The sequence below is a fragment of the Salmonella sp. 741265073_HBA genome, assembly GCF_046569105.1.
In the GTDB taxonomy this organism is placed as follows: Bacteria; Pseudomonadota; Gammaproteobacteria; order Enterobacterales; family Enterobacteriaceae; genus Salmonella; species Salmonella enterica.
Window position 1 is genome coordinate 107,544 of the sequence record NZ_JBKFRY010000004.1, and the last position, 20,530, is coordinate 128,073.

Annotated in this window: 13 protein-coding genes; 5 read left to right on the plus strand and 8 right to left on the minus strand. The window is 56.1% G+C overall.

What is annotated here, in order from left to right:
- Nucleotides 1–224: 224 nt before the first annotated feature.
- The 6 genes from baeR to mdtA are packed head-to-tail and all read right to left on the minus strand — an operon-like array spanning nt 225 to nt 11,200.
- Nucleotides 225–947 (minus strand): two-component system response regulator BaeR, encoded by a 723-nt coding sequence (baeR, locus tag ACLD3P_RS07865; protein WP_115285856.1) that lies wholly within the window; start codon nt 945–947, stop codon nt 225–227.
- A complete protein-coding gene (baeS, locus tag ACLD3P_RS07870; RefSeq protein ID WP_000870073.1) occupies nt 944–2,347 on the minus strand; it encodes a two-component system sensor histidine kinase BaeS in 1,404 nt (467 codons plus the stop codon). The genes baeR and baeS overlap by 4 nt, the downstream gene beginning before the upstream one ends.
- Nucleotides 2,347–3,759 carry an MFS transporter gene (locus tag ACLD3P_RS07875; protein ID WP_000137821.1) on the minus strand — a complete coding sequence of 471 codons (1,413 nt, stop codon included), beginning with the start codon at nt 3,757–3,759 and terminating at the stop codon, nt 2,347–2,349. The genes baeS and ACLD3P_RS07875 overlap by 1 nt, the downstream gene beginning before the upstream one ends.
- Nucleotides 3,756–6,836 carry a multidrug efflux RND transporter permease subunit MdtC gene (mdtC, locus tag ACLD3P_RS07880; RefSeq protein ID WP_001210075.1) on the minus strand — a complete coding sequence of 1,027 codons (3,081 nt, stop codon included), beginning with the start codon at nt 6,834–6,836 and terminating at the stop codon, nt 3,756–3,758. Before mdtC ends, ACLD3P_RS07875 begins: the two co-directional genes overlap by 4 nt.
- Nucleotides 6,837–9,959: a multidrug efflux RND transporter permease subunit MdtB gene (gene mdtB / locus ACLD3P_RS07885; RefSeq protein WP_115285857.1), complete on the minus strand. Its 3,123-nt coding sequence runs from the start codon at nt 9,957–9,959 to the stop codon at nt 6,837–6,839.
- Complete coding sequence (gene mdtA, locus ACLD3P_RS07890; protein WP_000678813.1) at nt 9,959–11,200, minus strand: multidrug efflux RND transporter subunit MdtA; 1,242 nt, start codon at nt 11,198–11,200, stop codon at nt 9,959–9,961. Before mdtA ends, mdtB begins: the two co-directional genes overlap by 1 nt.
- A gap of 282 nt (nt 11,201–11,482) precedes the next feature.
- On the opposite strand from mdtA, the gene ibsA reads away from it, so the two are divergent.
- A complete protein-coding gene (gene ibsA / locus ACLD3P_RS07895) occupies nt 11,483–11,542 on the plus strand; it encodes a type I toxin-antitoxin system Ibs family toxin (RefSeq protein ID WP_001805500.1) in 60 nt (19 codons plus the stop codon).
- Nucleotides 11,543–11,640: 98 nt separating this feature from the next.
- Here the strand turns inward: ibsA and yegD are convergent, their stop codons facing one another.
- Complete coding sequence (yegD, locus tag ACLD3P_RS07900; protein WP_000469623.1) at nt 11,641–12,993, minus strand: molecular chaperone; 1,353 nt, start codon at nt 12,991–12,993, stop codon at nt 11,641–11,643.
- A gap of 133 nt (nt 12,994–13,126) precedes the next feature.
- On the opposite strand from yegD, the gene alkA reads away from it, so the two are divergent.
- Complete coding sequence (gene alkA / locus ACLD3P_RS07905) at nt 13,127–13,996, plus strand: DNA-3-methyladenine glycosylase 2 (RefSeq protein WP_115285858.1); 870 nt, start codon at nt 13,127–13,129, stop codon at nt 13,994–13,996.
- Here the strand turns inward: alkA and ACLD3P_RS07910 are convergent.
- A complete protein-coding gene (locus ACLD3P_RS07910) occupies nt 13,964–16,954 on the minus strand; it encodes an MASE1 domain-containing protein (protein ID WP_131046436.1) in 2,991 nt (996 codons plus the stop codon). The genes alkA and ACLD3P_RS07910 overlap by 33 nt on opposite strands.
- Nucleotides 16,955–17,284: 330 nt before the next feature.
- Here ACLD3P_RS07910 and udk point away from each other — a divergent pair, with 330 nt between their 5' ends.
- From udk to asmA, 3 genes are all read left to right on the plus strand, one after another.
- Nucleotides 17,285–17,926: a uridine kinase gene (udk, locus tag ACLD3P_RS07915; protein WP_000132082.1), complete on the plus strand. Its 642-nt coding sequence runs from the start codon at nt 17,285–17,287 to the stop codon at nt 17,924–17,926.
- Between the two features lie 90 nt (nt 17,927–18,016).
- The gene (gene dcd, locus ACLD3P_RS07920; RefSeq protein ID WP_001234783.1) at nt 18,017–18,598 is read left to right on the plus strand and encodes a dCTP deaminase; all 582 of its coding nucleotides are present in this window, start codon (nt 18,017–18,019) and stop codon (nt 18,596–18,598) included.
- A gap of 38 nt (nt 18,599–18,636) precedes the next feature.
- Nucleotides 18,637–20,493, plus strand: a complete 1,857-nt coding sequence (gene asmA, locus ACLD3P_RS07925; RefSeq protein ID WP_131046435.1) for an outer membrane assembly protein AsmA — start codon at nt 18,637–18,639, stop codon at nt 20,491–20,493.
- The last annotated feature ends 37 nt before the right edge of the window (nt 20,494–20,530 follow it).

Below are 20,530 nucleotides of genomic sequence, written 5' to 3' on the forward strand. Positions count from 1 at the left end.
TAGATTCACTTAATGAATTAATGCGCAATAAGTTTAAAAAACTACTCACAGTATATCGGTAAACTAAAAAGAGCGGCCAAATAATTTATTGTCCCCGATCGCGTTCGTCGTGGTTTTCGGGATACCGCTTGGCCAAAGGAAAGAGGGCAGTGTGTTAATTCCGCCAGAATAGCGTTGGCGGAAAATATCGTCTTACGACCTTGTTATTGTTATGCCAATAATCATTATACCAGGCGACACGCATCCGCTTCCCAGCGATATCCCACCCCGTAGACCGCGCGGATAAATGACTGTTCGGCATCCAGCGATTCCAGCTTGCGGCGCAGGTTTTTAATGTGGCTGTCGATAGTACGATCGGTCACCACACGATAGTCGTCGTAGAGGTGGTTTAACAACTGCTCGCGGGAAAAAACTTTACCCGGTTCAAGCGATAAGGTTTTTAGCAGACGGAATTCAGCGGGGGTTAAATCCAGCGCTTTACCACACCAGGAGGCCTGAAAACGGCTTTCATCAATCATTAACGGGCTTTCGGTATCCTGCTGCTGGAGTTCGCGCTGCGGTTTACAGCGGCGCAAAATGGTTTTCACGCGGGCCACGACTTCGCGCGGGCTGTAAGGCTTACAGATATAATCATCGGCGCCGATTTCCAGCCCAAGCAGCCGGTCGATCTCTTCGATTTTGGCCGTGACCATCACAATGGGGATGTCGGAAAAACGGCGAATCTCCCGGCATAGCGTCAGACCATCGGTACCCGGCAGCATCAGATCCAGCAGGATCAGATCCGGCGGCGTTTGACGCACATACGGCAGTACCTTGTCGCCATGATTGATGAGCGTGGGGGCGTAACTCGCCGCGCGTAAGTAGTCAATAAGCAGCTGTCCCAGCTTGGGTTCATCTTCAACAATCAAAATGCGCGGCGTGTTTTCATCAATGGGTAATTCAGTCATACTTCTCTCTGTAAATCGCGATCCAGCGGTAACTCTACTGTAATGCTAACCCCGCCAAAAGGCGAATGAGCGGCGTGAAGATGACCGTTATGCGCGTGTACAATATTGACGCATATCGCCAGCCCCAGTCCAGAACCGCCGCTGGCGCGGTTACGGGACACTTCCGTGCGGTAAAAACGGTCAAAAAGCTTTTGTAACTGTTCATCGCTGACGCCCGGTGCAGAATCGGCAAAGGTCAGGAATAATGATTTGTCGCGTTGTTCGGCGGAAATATGCAGGCCGCCGCCGCTGTCGGTGTAGCGCAGACTGTTTTCCAGCAGATTATTAAACAGTTGCATCAGGCGATCCGGGTCGCCGAAGACGGTCATGCTATCCGGCAGCGCGTAATGTAGCGTTAGCCCCCGGCTGGTAAAGCGCTCTCTGAACGCGCCGCCAGCGACTTCCAACAGGGGAACAAGATCGACGGTCGTTTTTTGGTAAGCCAGCGCGCCCTCGTCAGACAACGACAGCTGATGCAGGTCGTCAACCAGTTTGGTAAGCGTACCGACTTCCGCCTGTAGCGAGGTAACCGATTCTGGCGTGAACTGGCGAACGCCATCCTGAATGGCTTCCAGTTCGCCGCGCAATACCGCCAGCGGCGTGCGCAGTTCGTGGGAAATATCCGCCATAAAGTCGCGGCGCATCTGCTGGTTTTTTTCCAGCGTGCTGGCAAGCTGGTTAAAATCCTGCGCCAGTTTTCCCAGCTCATCGGCGCTGGTTGGGGTCACGCGCGTGGTAAAATCCCCCGCCGCCAGCCTGTGCGTACCCTCGACCAACCGTTTGACCGGGGCGAGCAGGCCACGCGCCAGCAAAAATGTTGCCAGCGCGGCCAGCAACGTTGATAACGCCACGATCATCCAGCTGGCGCGCCGCTGCTGCATATCAAAATTAATATCCGTATTGCGCGTCAGCCGCTCGACAGGAGAGGCGATAATCGCGCCGACTTCGGCGCCATTGACCAGAATGGGGCGGCGAGTACCGTCATGCGGCACCGGACCGCGTGGGCCGACCAGCACCCGGCCATTTTGATCGACGACCCAGAATTGGGTGCGCCAACCGTGCGGCGGCATACCGGGGCCGGGTTTATCCCGGTCGTTGTCATGCTCAAATGAACGCAGAATCTGGAAAACGAAGCGATCGTTGTTGCGTAAAAAACGCCAGTTGCCGTGTTGCTGGTACTGGTCGCCCAGCGCATCGCCCAGCATTTGTAGCCGCTGCTCGTTGCCGTGTTTGATATAGTCAATAAATCCGCGTTCAAAACTGACGCGCACGGCCCAATGCATACTGATCAGCAGCACGATGCAGGTGGCGAAGATCGCCAGAAACAGCTTGCCGGTGATTCCGGGCCGCCAGACTTTCATTACAGGCTCCTTTTACGCCGTGAAATGACCATGTTTTGCTGTGTATCGTTCGGCACGCGGGCAAAAATTATCGCCGGTAGCGCGATAATAACCGCCATACATAACCAGGTGTACATAAAGACGTGATGTGTGGCGCTACTGTCTATCCCGATATGCTGTTGGCCAAACATACCCAGCAGCATTCCGGCAATAGTGACGCCGATACTCATCGAGAGCTGCATAATCATCGATAATAAGCTATTGCCGCTGCTGGCCAGCGTATCGGGAAGGTCTTTTAGCGTTAAGGTGTTCATGGAAGAAAAGCGCGCCGAGTTCACCATTCCCTGCAAAAGCAGTACCAGCGGCAGGAGATAATACCAGCCGAGCAGCGCGACCGACATAAACAACAGGCTAACCAATGCCAGTCCGAGCGTGGTCGCCACCAGAACCCGACGATAGCCAAAACGGTTAACTATCTGCACCACAATCCGCTTCATTCCCATGCTGCCCAGCACCATGGGGATCATCATCAAACCGGCATGAAACGGTGAAAAACCAAGACCAATTTGCAAAAAGACCGGCGTCATAAACGGCAGCATACCGCTGCCGATACGCCCGGCAAAACTGCCCAGCAACCCCAGTGAAAACGTGGGCGTGCGGAACAATCGCAGGCTGAATAACGCGCCTGAGTTTTTTTTGGCATGGAGGAGATAGAGCAGAATGGCTGCCGCGCCGCCCGCAGCAAGTCCGGCTAATGTCCAGGGCGAAATCCCCATGCTTTTACTACCGTCCAGCGCCAGCGTGAGTACCGCCATGCCGATAGCTAACAGCAGGAACCCCGGCAGATCAAAGCGCCGGGTCTCTATGGTGTAGTTTGGCATCAGCATAAAGGTCGCCATAGCGCCGACAATTCCCACCGGGATATTGATCAGAAATATCCAGTGCCATGAAGCATATTCCACCAGCACCCCGCCCAGCGCGGGGCCGAGTAACGGCCCGATCTGTCCCGGTAGGGTGACGAAGGTCATTGCCGCCATATATTGCGCGCGCGGCACGATTTTCATGACCGTCAGGCGTCCGACCGGCACCATCATCGCGCCGCCTACGCCTTGTAAAACCCGCGCTAATACCAGTTGATTAAGCGTGCCGGAGAGGGCGCAAAACAGCGAACCCAGAGTGAACAGCACAATGGCGGCAAAGAAAATATTACGCACGCCGATTTTGTCTGCCAGCCAGCCGCTGGCGGGGAGCATCACGGCGACGGTAAGAACATATGACACCACTACCATGTGCATATGCAGCGGGCTTTCCCCCAGGCTTTTCGCCATGGAGGGCAGCGCAGTGTTGACGATGGTGGTATCCAGCGACTGCATAAAAAAGCCGAATGCCACAATCCAGAGTTGCCAGCGGGTGTTGTCAGGAAGTTCTGTCATATCTCTACTACCGGTTTGCTATTTTTACGCGAAAAACGCAGCCGCAGACGGTCGAAAAAGAGGTACACCACTGGCGTGGTATAGAGCGTCAGAAGCTGGCTCATGACCAAACCGCCGACAATGGTTATCCCCAACGGCTGTCGTAATTCCGAACCGTCTCCGCCAGATAACACCAATGGCAGTGCGCCGAACAGCGCCGCCAGCGTGGTCATCATTATTGGACGGAAGCGTAACAAGCAGGCCTGGAAAATGGCTTGTTCCGGCGTCAGGCCGCCGCTTCGTTGCGCTTCAAGCGCAAAATCGACCATCATAATGGCGTTTTTCTTCACAATGCCAATTAATAGCATGATCCCTATCAGGGCGATTAGGCTGAAAGGGGCATTGAAGAGCTCCAGCGCCAGAAGCGCCCCAACGCCCGCCGATGGCAGAGTAGAGAGAATGGTCAGCGGATGGACGTAGCTTTCGTACAGTATCCCCAGCACAATGTAGACGGTAGCGATCGCCGCCACTATCAAAATAAGCTGCGAATTCATGGTCTGCTGGAAGACTTGCGCCGTTCCGGAAAAACTGCCGCGTACCGTCGGGGGGACGCCAAGCTGCGTCATGGTGCGATTAATGGCCTCCGTCGCCTGCGATAACGATGTGCCGGTCGGCAGGTTAAAGGCAATCGTGGACGCCGCGGAAAGTCCCTGATGGTTCACCGACAGCGGCGCATTGGCGGGCCGCCATTGGGCGAAATAAGAGAGGGGGATCGCTTTTCCGTCGCGGTTGATAACAAACATTTTCTCCAGCGCGCTGATATCCTGGCTATAGCGCGGATCGACTTCCATCACCACTTTATACTGGTTCATCGGCTGATAAATGGTGGAAATTTGCCGCTGGCCGAAAGCATTATTTAACAGACTGTTTGCGGCCTGAACATCAATACCCAGCCGTGACATGGTGTCGCGGTCGTAGATAAGGTTCATCTCCGCGCCGTTATCCTGCTGGTCGGAGTTTACGTCCGCCAGTTGCGGCAGGGCCGAGAGCGCTTTGCGTATTTTCGGCTCCCACTCGCGCAGCGCCGCCAGAGAGTCAGACAGCAACGTATATTGGTAACTGGCGTTAGCCTGCCGCCCGCCGACGCGAATATCCTGTACCGCCATCAGAAACAGCCTGGCGCCGGGTTCTTTTGCCAGTTTGACCCGCAGTCGATCAATGATTTGCTGCGCCGTCTCTTTGCGTTCGCCGCGCGGCTTCAGCGTAATAAACATCATGCCGCTATTCACCCGCGAGCCGCCGGTAAAACCAGTGACATTATTCACCGCCGGATCGTCGCGAATAATTTTCATAAAATCCTGCAGCTTGCCGCGCATGGCCTGGAAAGAGATGCTCTGGTCAGCCTGAATACCGCCCATCAACACGCCGGTGTCCTGCTCCGGAAAGAATGTTTTAGGAATGGCGATATAAAGCCAGATGTTCAGCGCAACGGTGCCAAGAAAAACCACACCGACAAGACGCGTATGGTTAAGCACCCATTTTAATGACGTGCCGTAACCCTGTTGCAAGGCGACCAGCAAACGGCCAACGCCCCGTTTACGCGGTTGGGTGCGCGGTTTGCTTGATTTAAGCATCCAGCCGCACATCATCGGCGTCAGTGTGAGCGAGACCACCAGCGAAATGCCAATCGCCACCGAGAGGGTAACGGCGAATTCCCGTAATAATCGCCCTGGCAGGCCGCCCATTAACAGCAGCGGCAGAAATACCGCCACCAGCGACAGACTCATGGAGATGACCGTAAACCCGACTTCCCGCGTACCCTGTAATGCCGCCTGCAAAGGTTTCATTCCCGCCTCCAGATGGCGGGCGATATTTTCCAGCACCACAATGGCATCATCAACGACAAATCCGGTTGCGATAGTCAGCGCCATCAGCGACAGATTGTTGAGGCTGAAGCCGCACAGATACATGGCGGCGAAGGTGCCGATGAGCGAAACGGGAACGGCGACGGCGGGGATTAGCGTGGCGCGCCCGGAACGCAGGAATAAAAACACCACCAGGATCACCAGCGCGACAGAGATAGCCAGCGTCTCTTCTACCTCTTGCAGCGACGCGCGAATCGTCGGCGAACGATCCTGGGCGATTTGTAAATCGATAGCGGCGGGGATCATTGCCCGCAGTTCCGGCAGTTTTGCCCGGATGCCGTCGACCGTCTGAATAATGTTGGCCTCCGGCAGCTTGCGGATCATCAACAAAATAGCGGGTTTAGCGTTCGTCATCCCGGCGTTACGGACATCCTGCACCGAGTCGGTGACGCTGGCGACGTCGCCCAGGCGTACCGCCGCGCCGTTGTTATAGTGAATAATCAGCGGCTGGTATTCGGCGGCGGTTTTCAGTTCGTCGTTGGTCTGGATTTGCCAGCGGTGCACGCTATCTTCAATTGCGCCTTGCGGTCGGCGTACGTTGGCGCTGTCGATCGCTTCGCGGACCTCATCCAGCGAGACGCCCTGGTTAAAGAGCGCCTGCGGGTTTAAGCCTACACGTACTGCGGGCAGGGAGCTGCCGCCGACGTCAACGTCGCCGACGCCGTCAATTTGCGCGATGGTTTGCGCCAGTTGGGTAGAGGCGAAATCATACAGTTTGCCCTGTGACCAGCTCTCCGAGGTGAGCGTTAAAATCATAATCGGCGCGTCGGACGGGTTGGCCTTGCGATAAGTCGGGCGGCTGGGCATTCCGCCTGGCAACAAGCTTTGCGCGGCGTTAATGGCGGCCTGCACGTCGCGCGCCGCACCGTTAATATCACGATCGAAATTAAATTCGAGAATAATGCGCGTACTGCCGAGCGAGCTGCTGGAAGTCATTTCATTGACGCCTGCAATGCGTCCCAAAGAGCGTTCCAACGGCGTCGCCACTGACGAAGCCATGGTTTCCGGCGAGGCGCCCGGCAGCGAGGCGCTAACCATAATCACCGGGAAATCGACCTGCGGCAGCGGGGCGACCGGCAGCAGACGAAAGCCCAGAATGCCGCACAGCGTAATGGCGGCGGCAATCAAAATGGTGGCGACCGGGCGGTAGATGAAAAGGGCGAAAAAGCGCATCTACGCCTCCTCTTTATGGCGCGGAAAGCGACTTTTCACGTACAGCGACAGGCGGTCAAACAGGAGATAAATCACCGGTGTGGTAAACAGAGTTAATACCTGGCTGACCAGTAAGCCGCCTACCATCGCGATCCCCAACGGGCGACGTAATTCCGCGCCAACGCCGGTACTCAACATTAATGGCAATGCCCCGAGCAACGCCGCCAGCGTGGTCATCAGAATCGGTCGAAAACGCAGCAGACAGGCCTGGAAGATAGCGTCGCGCGGACTCATCCCCTGTTCGCGTTCAGCGGCGAGGGCGAAGTCAATCATCATGATGGCGTTTTTCTTCACGATGCCGATCAGCAAAATAATGCCGATAATGGCGATAATATCGAGCTCGCTACCGGCGATGATCAGCGCCAGCAGCGCGCCGACGCCCGCCGTAGGCAGCGTTGAGAGAATCGTGATCGGATGGATAAAACTCTCATACAGCACGCCGAGCACGATATACATCGCCACCACGGCGGCGACAATAAGCCAGACGGTGCTGCCCAGCGCCGCCTGGAAGGCGAGCGTACTGCCCTGAAACTGCGTTGTAATATCCGCTGGCAGGGCGAGCGTTTTTTCCGTATCGAGAATCGCCTGCACCGCATCGCCGAGCGAATAGCCCTCCGGCACGTTAAACGAAAATGTCGTGACCGGGAACTGATCTAAATGATTGATGGAGAGCGGAGCGAAGCGCTGCTCAATGCGGGCAATCGCGCTGAGCGGTACGGTGCCGCCGTCGCGGCTCGTCAGGCGAATCGTCTCCAGCGCCGCCAGGCCCGGCGTGCTGGCGGTATTATGTTCCAGCACGACGCGGTACTGGTTCGCCTGGGTATAAATCGTTGAAATCAGGCGTTGTCCGAACGCGTTGTAGAGCGCGTTATCCACATCCGCCATGCTGATACCCAGACGGCTGGCGCTGTCGCGGTCGACATTCACCCTGGCCGCTAATCCCCGATCTTGCCAGTCGCTGCTTACCTCAGAGAGCTGTGGTAATGACTGTAGCGCGTTCTGCAGTTTTGGCACCCAGTGGCTGAGCGCATCGAGCGTCGTGGCCTGCAGGGTAAACTGATACTGCGTGCGGCTGACCTGCGTGTCGATGGTTAAATCCTGCGTCGGCTGGAGATACAGCGCCACGCCGGGAATCGTCGCCACGGCGGTTTGCAGCCGGGAGATCACTTGCTGCACGCGGTCATCGCGCGCATCCAGCGGCTTGAGGTTAATTTGCAGGCGCGCGCTATTCAGCGTGGGGTTAGCGCCGTCTACGCCAACAAAAGTCGTCAGGCTTTGTACCGCCGGGTCCTGTAATATCCGCTCCGCCACCTGACGCTGACGTTGCGCCATACTGGCATACGATGACGATTGCGGTGCCTGCAGCGTCCCCTGGATAATGCCGTTATCCTGTACCGGAAAGAATCCTTTCGGGATGACTATCCACAGCATAACGCTGAGCAGGAGCGTGGCGAATGCCACGCTCAATGTAAGCCACGGATGGTTGAGCACTTTCGCTAATCCACGTCCGTAGCTGGCGATCACGCGGTCAAACATCCGCTCGCAGGCGCGGGAAAAGCGGTTTTGTTTACGCAGAGACTGCTGGCTGAGCATACGCGCGCACATCATGGGCGTGAGCGTCAAAGAGACGACGGCGGAGATTAAAATCGCTACCGCCAACGTCACCGCAAATTCGCGGAACAGTCGACCAACAATATCGCCCATAAAGAGCAACGGGATCAGCACTGCAATCAGTGAAAAGGTGAGGGAAATAATGGTAAAGCCGATTTCGCCCGCGCCTTTGAGCGCCGCCGCCAGCGGTTTTTCTCCTTTTTCGATGTAGCGCGAGATGTTCTCGATCACCACAATCGCATCGTCCACCACGAAACCCGTGGCGATAGTGAGCGCCATCAGCGTCAGGTTATTAATGGAAAAATCCAAAAATACCATCACCGCAAAGGTGCCGATAAGCGACAGCGGTACGGCGACGCCGGGAATAATTGTGGCGGGAATATTACGTAAAAACAGATAGATAATCATGACGACCAGCGCGATCGCCAGCATCAGTTCAAACTGGGTATCGCGCACGGAAGCGCGAATATTGGTGGTGCGATCGGACAGGACCGTGACCTTCACCGATTTCGGCAGGCTCTCGGTAAGCTGGGGCAGCATCTGGCGAATGCTGTCCGCTGTCGCAATGATATTGGCGCCGGGCTGGCGTTGAACGTTCATCACGATAGCCGGCGCTTGATTCGCCCATGCGCCGAGCCAGCTATTTTCCGCCCCCTGTTCGACGGTGGCGACATCGCCCAACCGTACCGGCGCGCCGTTTTGATACGCGATGATAAGCCTGCGGTATTCGTCGGCAGACTGCATCTGATCGTTAGCAGAAAGCGTCACCGCCCGTTCGGGGCCATCCAGACTGCCTTTCGCCGAGTTGACGTTGGCGCCGGTAATTGCGGTACGAACCGTTTCGCTGGTCAGACCGAGCGCGGCGACAGCCTGAGCATTCAGTTTTACGCGTACCGCAGGGCGCTGCCCGCCGGCAAGCGTCACCAGCCCGACGCCGGAGACCTGCGAGATCTTCTGCGCCACGCGGGTTTCTACCATGTCCTCTACCTGGGTCATCGGCATCGCGTTTGAGGTGACGGCAAGCGTCATAATCGGCGGGTCCGCCGGATTGACTTTGCTGTAAATCGGCGGATTCGGCAGGTCGGAAGGCAATAAATTGGTGGCTGCGTTAATCGCCGCCTGTACTTCCTGCTCGGCAACGTCCAGCGGCAGCGTCAACTGAAACTGTAGCGTTACCACCGATGCGCCGCCGGAGCTTTGCGACGACATCTGCTTCAGTCCTGACATCTGGCCGAACTGGCGCTCAAGCGGCGCGGTGACGGCGGAGGTCATGACATCCGGGCTGGCGCCAGGGTAGAGCGTAACAACCTGAATAGTGGGGTAGTCGACCTCCGGCAAAGCGGCGACGGGCAGGAAGCGATAGCCGATAATCCCGGCGAGTAAAATCGCCGCCATCAGCAGAGTGGTGGCCACGGGGCGCAGAATAAACAGACGCGAAGGGCCGCCCGTGCTGCCCGGAGGTAATACCTGCATCAGGCGCGCGCTCCTTTTTGACCTTCATGGCGGGAAGGGGATTTTTCATCCGCCACGGTGGTTTGCGGCTCAACGACCTCGACTTTTGCGCCTTCCGTCAGTCGATCAATACCATCGGTAACGACGCGATCGCCTGCCGACAAGCCAGCGCTGATCACCACGTTTCGGTTATCCTGAATACCGATTTTTACCCGCTTCTTGCTGACGTTATTTTCGTCGTTCAGCACCCACACAAAGTGGCCCTCATTGCCCATTTGCACCGCCGCGGCAGGCACCACAACGGCATTTTGTTCGGTATCGACCAGCATCCGGGCGTTCACAAATTGATTGGGGAACAGCGTATCGTCCTGATTGGTAAAGCGTGCTTTAATTTTGATCGTTCCCGTCGTGGGATCAATCTGGTTGTCCAGACTGAGCAACACACCTTCGCTCAATTTGTGCGAGTTAGTCCGATCCCAGGCTTCTACGACCAGCGCTTTCCCCGCTTTCTGTGCCTGAACCACGGTCGCGATATCGCTTTCCGGCAGAGTAAAAATGAGATCAATCGGGTGCGTTTGCGTAATGACGACAATACCGGCGGTATCGCTGCTGGAAATCTGGTTGCCGACATCCACCTGTTTCAGACCCACGCGTCCCGAGACCGGGGCCGTGATACGACTCCAGTCGAGCTGTAACTGCGCGCTGGCGACATTGGCTTCATCCGCTTTAATGGTTCCCTGGGTTTCGTTGACCAGCGCCTGTTGCGCATCCAGTTCCTGACGGGAAACCAGATTGGTTTTTGCCAGTTGCTGATAGCGCGCCAGATCACGACGTGCATTCGCCAGCGTAGCGTTATCTTTTGCCAACTGTCCCTGAGCCTGCGCCAGGGCGACCTTAAACTGGCTGGGATCGATTTGCGCCAGCAGATCGCCTGCGTTGACCTGCTGACCTTCCTGAAAGTGCAGGGCGATGAGTTGCCCATCCACGCGGCTACGTACCGTAACGGTATTCGCTGCGGTCACGGTACCCAGCCCGCTCAGATAGCGCGGTACGGCCTGCGTGGTCGCGGTCGCGGCCTGTACCGGCGCCAGAGGGCCGTCGCGCATACCGCGGCGACCTGCGGCGGCGGTATGCGGTGCTTGCGCGGCGACGCCCGGCGCGGCGGTCGGGCTTTCGCTACGGCTATGCCAGAACCAGAATGCGGCGGCGGCCACTACAACCCCAATCGCTATTGCCCAGCGGAAAGTATTACTGCCTTTCATCGGTATAAGTTTCTCATCCTGAAACGTTTTGCGGAATGTTGCTCCCTCTATTGTAGTCAGCAGGGAAGGGAGAAAAATGGAGGAATTATGGAACACGGTCGGGATTATTCTGAATGGCGACCCGCTTTGCGAGGCGCTACGCAACTCTCATCGGTGAAAATCGTTAGCGCGCCGGAGTGCGGTAAAGTGGCGGCACGGCAATGAAGGTAAGCCACCGATTTCAGCAGGACGCTGAAACGGGAAAGCCCCTCCCGAGGAAGGGGCCAAAATAAGGAAAGGGTTATGATGAAGGTAGTCATCATACTGGTGATACTCTTAGTGATTAGCTTCCAGGCTTACTAAGACACCAGGGGGAGGAGGAATCCTCCCTTACCCTCACTCCTGACGTTAAGCCACATCAAGAATAATGTCAATCCATCAGCACTGAGCTTGCGAGGCGCTTAGCGGAAAACAACCTCCGCCCAGCGCGCCAGTCCTGCGGTGACGGAGCCGAAATCATCGCCGCCAGCGACGGGTATGCCCGGTAGCTGTTCGGAAAGCGCTTTTTTAATCAATGGCGAACGGGCGCTGCCGCCGGTCAGATAGATGACATCCGGTTTTTCCTGCGCGCTGTCCAGCGCTAGTTGCACCTGTTCCAGAATACGCGCCAGCGGTTGATCCAGCGCCGCTTCCAGTCCTTGCTGGCTGATAGCGACCGCCAGGTCGTCGCTGATAAATGGCAGCCTCGCCGTAATATCCGCCTGGCCGGAAAGGGCGATTTTGCTCTCTTCCGCGCAACGTACCAGGCGGTAACTAAGCCGCTGGCGCCAGACCTTGAGCAGCAACGCGACCTTGTCTGCTTCACGCGCGTTGCGAACCAAATCGTTCAACAGACGACCATTCGCGCTACTGTAAAAATCGCTTTGCGCCGGGACGTCGTTAATCGCCACGGCGTTCCACCACGGCAGCACCGGCAGGGCGATGCCTTTTTCGGTTTCGCCGCCCATGCCCAGCAAAGGCATCAGATTTTTAAAGGCCAGCGCGATATCCAGATCGTTTCCGCCCACGCGGCAACCGCTGTGCCCCAACAGGCTGTTTTCACGATCGGCGCGCTGACGCCACTGCGGCCCCATCAGCAGCATGGAACAGTCGGTGGTGCCGCCGCCAATATCCACGACCAGCACACGCTTCTCTTCCCGCAGCGTAGCCTCGTAGTCCAGGCCCGCCGCAACCGGTTCGTACTGGAATACCACCTCCTGAAAACCGGCGCGTTTTGCCGCCCGCTCCAGAATACCCTGCGCCTGGCGGTTCGCGTCATCGCCGCCCAGTCCCTGAAAGTTGATCGGGCGACCGATTACCGCCTGGGTAATGGCCTCCGGCAATTGGCTGTGCGCCGTATGACGAATATGTACCATCATGGCGCAGACCAAATCTTCAAACAGCGCGACCTGCTGCGGTTTCAGGCCGCTGGCGCCTAAAAAGGATTTTGGCGATTTGACAAACCAGACCTCTTGGGGATCGTCAATATAGTGCGCCAGCGACGCCAGACCAAACTGTACGCTTTGCGCGCCAACCTCAATATCTTCCTCGCGGTTGTAGCGTATCGCGCGGCGCAGCAGCGCCTGGGTTTCTTCGTCCGTTGCCGGCACATCATGATGGCGATACAGCCACTCGCTCACCGCTTCGCGCGTCGGCGCGCACAGCATAGACGGCAGTAATGCGCTGTTATTCTCCATTGTCAGCAACTGTGGATGCCCGTCGCGCATAATGGCGACCGAGCAGTTTGCCGTACCGTAATCAAATCCTATAAACACCTTAAAATCCCCATGCCAGTGAAGAAGGGGCGTGACTTTAGCGAAATGTCGTCGCGGCGACAACTGGAATATGAAAGCAAGGCGTTACGTGCGATTAGCGTTTATGCTGAAAGGTCAAATAAAGGAGAAAAGTATGTTTACCCTGAGCTGGCAGCCGCCTTACGACTGGTCGTGGATGTTGGGCTTTCTTGCCGCGCGTGCGGTGGACGGCGTGGAAACGGTAGGCGAGGGCTTTTATGCGCGCAGCCTGGTGGTGGGCGAGCATCGCGGACTGATCAGCGTGAGGCCCCATCTGTCCACCCACACTGTGCAGGTTAGCGTGAGCGCCGGATTACTTCCCGTCGCGCCGGCGTGTCTGGCGAAGGTTTCGCGTCTGTTTGATCTTGACTGCCAGCCCGCGCAGGTTGCCGCCGTGCTGGGGCCACTGGGCGAGGACAGACCGGGGCTGCGTTTACCGGGATCGGTTGATACGTTTGAACAAGGCGTGCGGGCGATACTGGGGCAACTGGTGAGTGTCGCGATGGCGGCCAGGTTGACGGCGAAAGTGGCGCGCCGCTATGGCGAGGCGTTGCCGGATGCGCCCGATTATGTCTGTTTTCCCGGTCCGGAAACGCTGGCGTTGGCCGATCCGCTGGCGCTTAAAGCTCTGGGGATGCCTCTGCGGCGCGCCGAAGCGCTGATTCATCTGGCGCAGGCGACGCTGGCGGGAAAACTGGCGCTCGCCGCGCCGCCGGATATTGAGCAGAGCGTTAAAAATTTACAAACGTTTCCGGGAATTGGCCGCTGGACGGCGAACTATTTCGCCCTGCGCGGTTGGCAGGCAAAAGATATCTTTTTGCCCGATGATTACTTAATTAAGCAGCGCTTTGCCGGGATGACGGTCGCGCAGATCCGTCGCTACGCGGAGCGCTGGAAACCGTGGCGTTCCTACGCGCTACTGCATATCTGGTATACCCACGGCTGGCAACCGTCAATGGATAGCGAAATAGCTGGTATTCAGTAACAAATCCAGCGGTTGCGCTTCGGCGATAGTGTCGCCATAAATTAGATCCACGCCAATACGGGAGAGCGTATCCAGCACCTGTGGGTTTTGTACCGGCCCGGCGAGCGTTTTGATGTCCAGATGCTGGGCGTGTCCCTGGATGATCGAGGTCAGCATTTCATCCATTAAACTCTCATGAACGTTGGCGATAAGGTCGCTATCCAGCAGTAAATAATCAGCGATATGCGGGGTCAGTAAATTAAACAGCTGTAAATCGCGCCCGACATGGCTGAGAATCACCTGGCAGCCGCGTTGCCGTAGTTTTCGCAGAGTCGCAGCGGCGGTCTGCGCCTGCTTAACGATAACGTCAGCCGGGATAATCAGGTGTAATAACCGTGGCGGCAGTGGGCTATGCTCCAGTTGTTCCAGCAGCTCATCAATAAGGGTCGCGCTGTATAATCCCGCGGCGGACAGCGGCAGCGCAACGCTTAATCCCTTGCTGGCGACGGCGGTCGCCGCATGGCGGAAAAACTCATGGAATACCCGTCGGTCAAGCGCGTGATGCAGCGCGGAGTCGGCTAACCCTGCCCGGAACGCGCGCTCTTCCATCACTTCCCCTTCGCTGGTCCACAGCCTGAGTGAGACCAGCCAAAAGCTGGTGGCCTCCGGTGTACGCGGCGGCGCGACGTTTCTGGCAAGCATCAGCAGGTGGTTATTTTTAATCATATGCCACTGTTCTTCCAGCGGCATCATTCCCTTTGAGGAGGTTAATGCGTGCTGCGGTTCGTACACGGTCAGACGGCCTCGACCGCTATTTTTCGCGGCGTAGCAGGCAATATCGGCCTGAGACACGACCTCTGTGAGCTGGCAGTTATGTTTATTTATCATTGTGATCCCGGCGCTGGCGCCGATCCGATGCAGGCGTCCTTCCCACATAAAGTGATATTCATTAACGGCGTTGATAAGCCGCGTCACGATAAAGCGCGCGCTGTCACTATTACAATCCGGCAGCAACAGGCCAAACTCATCGCCACCCAGACGGGCCAGAAGATCGCCGGAGCGAAGCATACTGAGCATCAGTGACGCGAGCTCGCGCAATAAGGCATCGCCGGCGGCATGTCCCGCGCTGTCGTTAACCGCTTTAAAACGGTCCAGATCGATAAACACCAGCGCATGATGTTGAGGCGATTCCTGTATTGTTTGCAGGCGCTGTTGAAGCTGCTTTTCAAAACTGGCGCGGTTGGCAAGATGGGTGAGGGCGTCATGCGTTGCGCTGTAGCTGAGCTGGCGTAACATTTTTCGTGATTCGGTAACGTCCTGGATAACCAGAACCGAACCAATCTTATCGCCGTCAAGCGTACTGAGCGGCGTGATACTGTAATGAATATCGTAGCTGCCGCCGTTATGACAATGGAGCACTATCTCCTGTTCCATGTCCGATCGCGACCTGTCGGCGCGATAAATATCCTCCAGCAGCGGCCCCTTATCACCTGACGTAATGCGCAGAACCGTTAATAATGGCGCGCCTAAAGCATCCTCTTGCCGCCAGCCGCTCATCTTCTCGGCGATCGGGTTCATAAAGGTGATATTCATCGCGACATCAATACACACCACCGCTTCCCCGATAGAGTCAAGCGTGATGTGCAACCGTTCTTTTTCCTGAAACAGCGCGTCGTTCGCCTGTGTAATACGCTCCATCAACCGCTGGTTTTCCTGCTCGCTTTGCTTGAGATCGTTAATATCTTCAATCTGAGCAATAAAATAGAGAGGTTTATTGTCTTTATGCCGAACCAGCGAGACGGCCAGCAGCGCCCAGACGACATCGCCGTTGCGGGTGTAGTAGCGTTTTTCCATGGAATAGCTATTGATGTCGCCGCGCACCAGCATGTTTAGCTGTTCAAGGTCATTATTCAGGTCTTCCGGCCAGGTCAATTGCTGAAATGTCATCGTGCGTAATTCATCCTGGCTATAGCCAAGAAAATGGCTCAGAGATTTATTGACCTGTAGCCACTGACCCTCCGTACCGACCAGCGCCATACCAATGGCGGAATACTCCATCGCGTTGCGAAAGCGGGATTCGCTCTCGGTGATATGTTTGCGTTCCGTGCGAAACGCGTACATCACCATCGTCATCATATTGGCAGGCAGCAGGATCATTAAAAAAGGCAGCCACGGCATATTGACCATCACGTCGGTTTTCGGCGTGGCGAGCAGCGTGGGGTCATTGGCCAGCATGAGCGAGACCACGATAACGGTAGCTAAAAAAATTAAAAACGCCTCCATTCGCGGCAGGCGTACCGCACTCCACATCAACAGGACGATAACGCACGTAAACGGCCACGGAATATAGCGCATAGCGAGCCAGCTTAGCGCCAGCGTAATGACCAGCGTCAATAGCGTTTCCAGCAACAGATGCGGGTCGCGATGACGCAACAGATAGTGTGGTTTAAACAGTAAACCTAACGGCACCAGCGTCAGCGCGCCGATGGCTTCCGATAATACCCAAATCAGAAACGCTTTCGAGGCGACCGCTTCCGGCGCTATCAGCCAAAATAACAGGCCTCCGAGTAGCGGGGGAATCACGGCGCTGCCGATAGCCAGACGAAACCAGTCATTCAAATTTTGTAAGGGATTGTAGCTGGGGAGCAGTTTTCGCAGCAGTATCGCGCCAGTGGCCGCCTCGATAATATTTATTGCCGTCCAGCTAAAGTTAAGCGAGGCGGCAGGAAATAAAGTCAGTGAGGCGCCGATGCTGCCGAGCGAGCAGGCGACCGCGATCCCTGGCCACAGACGGCCCGCATGGCGGTAAAACGCGACCATCATAATGGAGGTAGGGAACCACAGCGGCGCCAGTTGGGTGCCGACACGCGATAATACGAGCGAAAAGAGCGTAAAGACAAACGCGACCAGGCCTAAACTGACCAGACGCAATAGCGGGTGGGGGACGGTAACGAAAACATGTTGGGATGGTTTACTCATTACCACTCTATCCGAATCGCCGGTAACGTCGCGGAATACCGGACGCGTCAGTTTACTCTGTGATTATGCTAGTATAAACGCGTAATGATTTATACGCTGGCTGAATATAAATTGTGGCTTCCGGCGTATTCCTCCTCCAGACGGGTCGATAAATCCGCTGTCCGCGTTAAAACTGAACGCTTTTACGTCGCGACGTCGAATGCGCCGCCAACAAATTCACCGTGGCATAGCGCCGGACTGGTATCGCGCTGCTGAAATCCCTATAATTGCCGCGTTTGGCGTTTCGGCGCCCCCCTTCCTTACATCCAGGTTAATCAGGTCGCTAAATTTATGACTGATCAGTCTCATCAGTGCGTCATTATCGGTATCGCTGGCGCATCGGCTTCCGGCAAGAGTCTTATTGCCAGTACCCTTTACCGCGAATTGCGTGAACAAGTGGGTGACGAACATATTGGCGTTATTCCCGAAGACAGTTATTACAAAGATCAAAGCCATCTGTCGATGGAAGAACGCGTAAAAACCAACTATGACCATCCGAATGCGATGGATCACAGCCTGCTATTTCAGCATCTTCAGGCGCTCAAGCGCGGTTCGGCGATTGAATTACCGGTATACAGTTATGTTGAGCATACCCGTATGCAGGAAACGGTTCGCGTAGAACCGAAGAAAGTGATTATTCTTGAAGGTATTCTGTTACTGACCGACGCGCGTTTGCGTGAAGAGATGAACTTCTCTATTTTTGTCGATACGCCGCTGGATATCTGTTTGATGCGCCGTATCAAACGCGATGTGAACGAGCGTGGTCGCTCAATGGATTCGGTGATGGCGCAATATCAGAAAACGGTGCGTCCGATGTTCCTGCAATTTATTGAGCCTTCCAAACAATATGCGGATATTATCGTGCCGCGCGGCGGTAAAAACCGCATCGCTATTGATATTCTGAAAGCGAAAATCAGCCAGTTCTTTGAATAAATCTGGCGAATTGTGTACCGTTCAGTGATAACCTGGTTAGCCCTTGATGTGCTTGATTTAAGGGCTTGATGCGCGAAAGGAGAAAGTGCCATGCGTTTATGCGACCGAGATATTGAAGCCTGGCTGGATGAAGGCCGTTTGTCTATCACTCCGCGACCTCCCGTAGAGCGCATTAACGGCGCGACGGTCGATGTACGTCTTGGCAATAAATTTCGAACCTTCCGTGGCCATACGGCGGCGTTTATCGATCTGAGCGGGCCGAAAGATGAGGTCAGCGCGGCGCTGGATCGCGTGATGAGCGATGAAATCGTTTTGCCGGACGGCGAGGCATTTTATCTGCATCCGGGCGAATTGGCGCTGGCCGTCACCTTTGAATCCGTTACCCTGCCGCCGGATTTAGTGGGCTGGCTGGATGGTCGTTCCTCGCTGGCGCGTCTGGGACTGATGGTGCATGTGACGGCGCACCGTATCGATCCCGGCTGGTCGGGCTGCATTGTGCTTGAGTTTTACAACTCCGGGAAGCTGCCGCTGGCGTTGCGTCCGGGTATGCTCATCGGCGCGCTGAGCTTTGAGCCGCTGTCCGGCCCGGCGGCGCGGCCTTATAACCGCCGTCAGGATGCCAAATATCGCGATCAGCAGGGCGCTGTTGCCAGCCGGATTGATAAAGACTGAGCCATTCGGCGCAATACTGCCGGTCCATTGAGGGTAGCATGAGACGATTTCTGACGACGCTGATGATTCTCCTGGTCGTGCTGGTGGCCGGATTCTCTGCGTTGGTATTGTTGGTCAATCCGAATGATTTCCGCGCCTATATGGTGCAGCAGGTTGCCGCGCGTAGTGAATATCAGTTGCAACTGGACGGGCCGCTGCGCTGGCACGTATGGCCGCAACTCAGCATCCTTTCCGGGCGAATGACGCTAACGGCGCGAGGCGCCAGCGAACCGCTGGTGCGGGCTGACAATATGCGCTTGGATGTCGCTTTATGGCCGCTGTTGAGTCATCAGCTTCATGTTAAGCAGGTGATGCTGAAAGGCGGGGTGATTCAACTGACGCCGCAAACGGAAGCGGTACGCAGTGATGATGCGCCGGTCGCGCCGAAAGATAATACCTTGCCGGACGTAGCGGAAGATCGCGGCTGGTCGTTTGATATTCGTAGCCTGCGCGTTGCCGACAGCGTGCTGGTTTTCCAGCATGAAAATGATGATCAGGTCACGGTGCGCGATATTCGTCTGAATATGGAACAAGATGCCGAGCATCGCGGCACGTTTGATTTTTCGGGACGCGTGAACCGCGATCAGCGGGATCTTGCTTTATCATTCAGCGGAACGGTGGATGCTTCCGATTATCCGCATAATTTAACCGCGGGTATTGAGCAACTGCGCTGGCAATTGCAGGGCGCGGATCTACCGGCGCAGGGGATTGAGGGGCAGGGACAATTGCAGGCGCAGTGGCAGGAGGCGCAAAAACGTCTTTCATTTAACCACTTAAATTTAACGGCGAATGACAGTTCTCTGACCGGGCATGTTCAGGTAACGCTGGCGGACCAGCCGGAATGGCAAATTGACCTCCGGTCCAGCAAGCTTAATCTGGACAACCTGTTGCCGCATCATAGCTCCGTGGCACAGACGGGCGGCGCGGTGTCGCAGGGGCAAAATACGCTCCCCCTGACCAGGCCAGTTATCGCGTCGCGTGTTGGTGCGCCGCCTTATCAGGGGCTGCAAAGCTTTACGGCGGAGATTGCTTTACAGGCGGATTCAGTTCGCTGGCGGGGAATGGACTTTACCCAGGTTTCGACGAAGATGTCTAATCAGGCCGGATTGCTGGATATCACCGAGTTGCAGGGGAAACTGGCCGACGGAGAGATGTCGCTGCCTGGCACGCTGGACGCCCGCACCGCCAGTCCGCGCATCGAATTCCACCCTCGCCTCAACCATGTTGAGATTGGGACTATCCTGAAAGCCTTCAATTATCCGATTAGCCTGACTGGTAAGATGTCGCTGGTTGGCGATTTCTCCGGGGCGGATATTGACGCGGAGGCATTTCGCCACAGCTGGAAAGGAAAAGCGCATGTTGACATGAGCAATACGCGCCTCGAAGGAATGAATTTCCAGCAACTGGTGCAGCAGGCCGTAGAGCGAAGCGGCGGCGACGCGCAGCAGTCGCAGGAAAATATGGACAACGCGACCCGACTGGATCGCTTCACGACCGATCTGACGCTAAATAAGGGCACGCTGACGCTCGACGACATGGTCGGGCAATCTTCTATGCTGGCGTTAACCGGCAGCGGAACGCTGGACCTGGTTAAGCAGAGCTGTGATACGCAATTTAATCTGCGTGTGCTGGGCGGATGGAACGGCAATAGCAACCTGATCACCTTCCTGAAAGAGACGCCGGTGCCGCTGCGCGTCTATGGCAAGTGGCAGGAGCTGAACTATACCCTGCAAGTGGATCAGTTATTGCGCAAGCATTTACAGGATGAGGCGAAGCGTCGGCTCAACGACTGGGCGGATCGCAATAAAGATACCCGTAACGGTAAAGATGTGAAGAAACTGCTGGATAAGCTGTAGTTTTTGGCCAAAGAGGAGTGCCGGATGGCGAGGCTAA

Excerpts from the sequence above, each read along its gene's own strand:
- baeR (WP_115285856.1), bottom strand. The coding sequence starts at position 947 with ATGACTGAATTACCCATTGATGAAAACACGCCGCGCATTTTGATTGTT.
- baeS (WP_000870073.1), bottom strand. The coding sequence starts at position 2,347 with ATGAAAGTCTGGCGGCCCGGAATCACCGGCAAGCTGTTTCTGGCGATC.
- ACLD3P_RS07875 (WP_000137821.1), bottom strand. The coding sequence starts at position 3,759 with ATGACAGAACTTCCTGACAACACCCGCTGGCAACTCTGGATTGTGGCA.
- mdtC (WP_001210075.1), bottom strand. The coding sequence starts at position 6,836 with ATGCGCTTTTTCGCCCTTTTCATCTACCGCCCGGTCGCCACCATTTTG.
- mdtB (WP_115285857.1), bottom strand. The coding sequence starts at position 9,959 with ATGCAGGTATTACCTCCGGGCAGCACGGGCGGCCCTTCGCGTCTGTTT.
- mdtA (WP_000678813.1), bottom strand. The coding sequence starts at position 11,200 with ATGAAAGGCAGTAATACTTTCCGCTGGGCAATAGCGATTGGGGTTGTA.
- alkA (WP_115285858.1), top strand. The coding sequence starts at position 13,127 with ATGTTTACCCTGAGCTGGCAGCCGCCTTACGACTGGTCGTGGATGTTG.
- ACLD3P_RS07910 (WP_131046436.1), bottom strand. The coding sequence starts at position 16,954 with ATGAGTAAACCATCCCAACATGTTTTCGTTACCGTCCCCCACCCGCTA.
- udk (WP_000132082.1), top strand. The coding sequence starts at position 17,285 with ATGACTGATCAGTCTCATCAGTGCGTCATTATCGGTATCGCTGGCGCA.
- dcd (WP_001234783.1), top strand. The coding sequence starts at position 18,017 with ATGCGTTTATGCGACCGAGATATTGAAGCCTGGCTGGATGAAGGCCGT.
- asmA (WP_131046435.1), top strand. The coding sequence starts at position 18,637 with ATGAGACGATTTCTGACGACGCTGATGATTCTCCTGGTCGTGCTGGTG.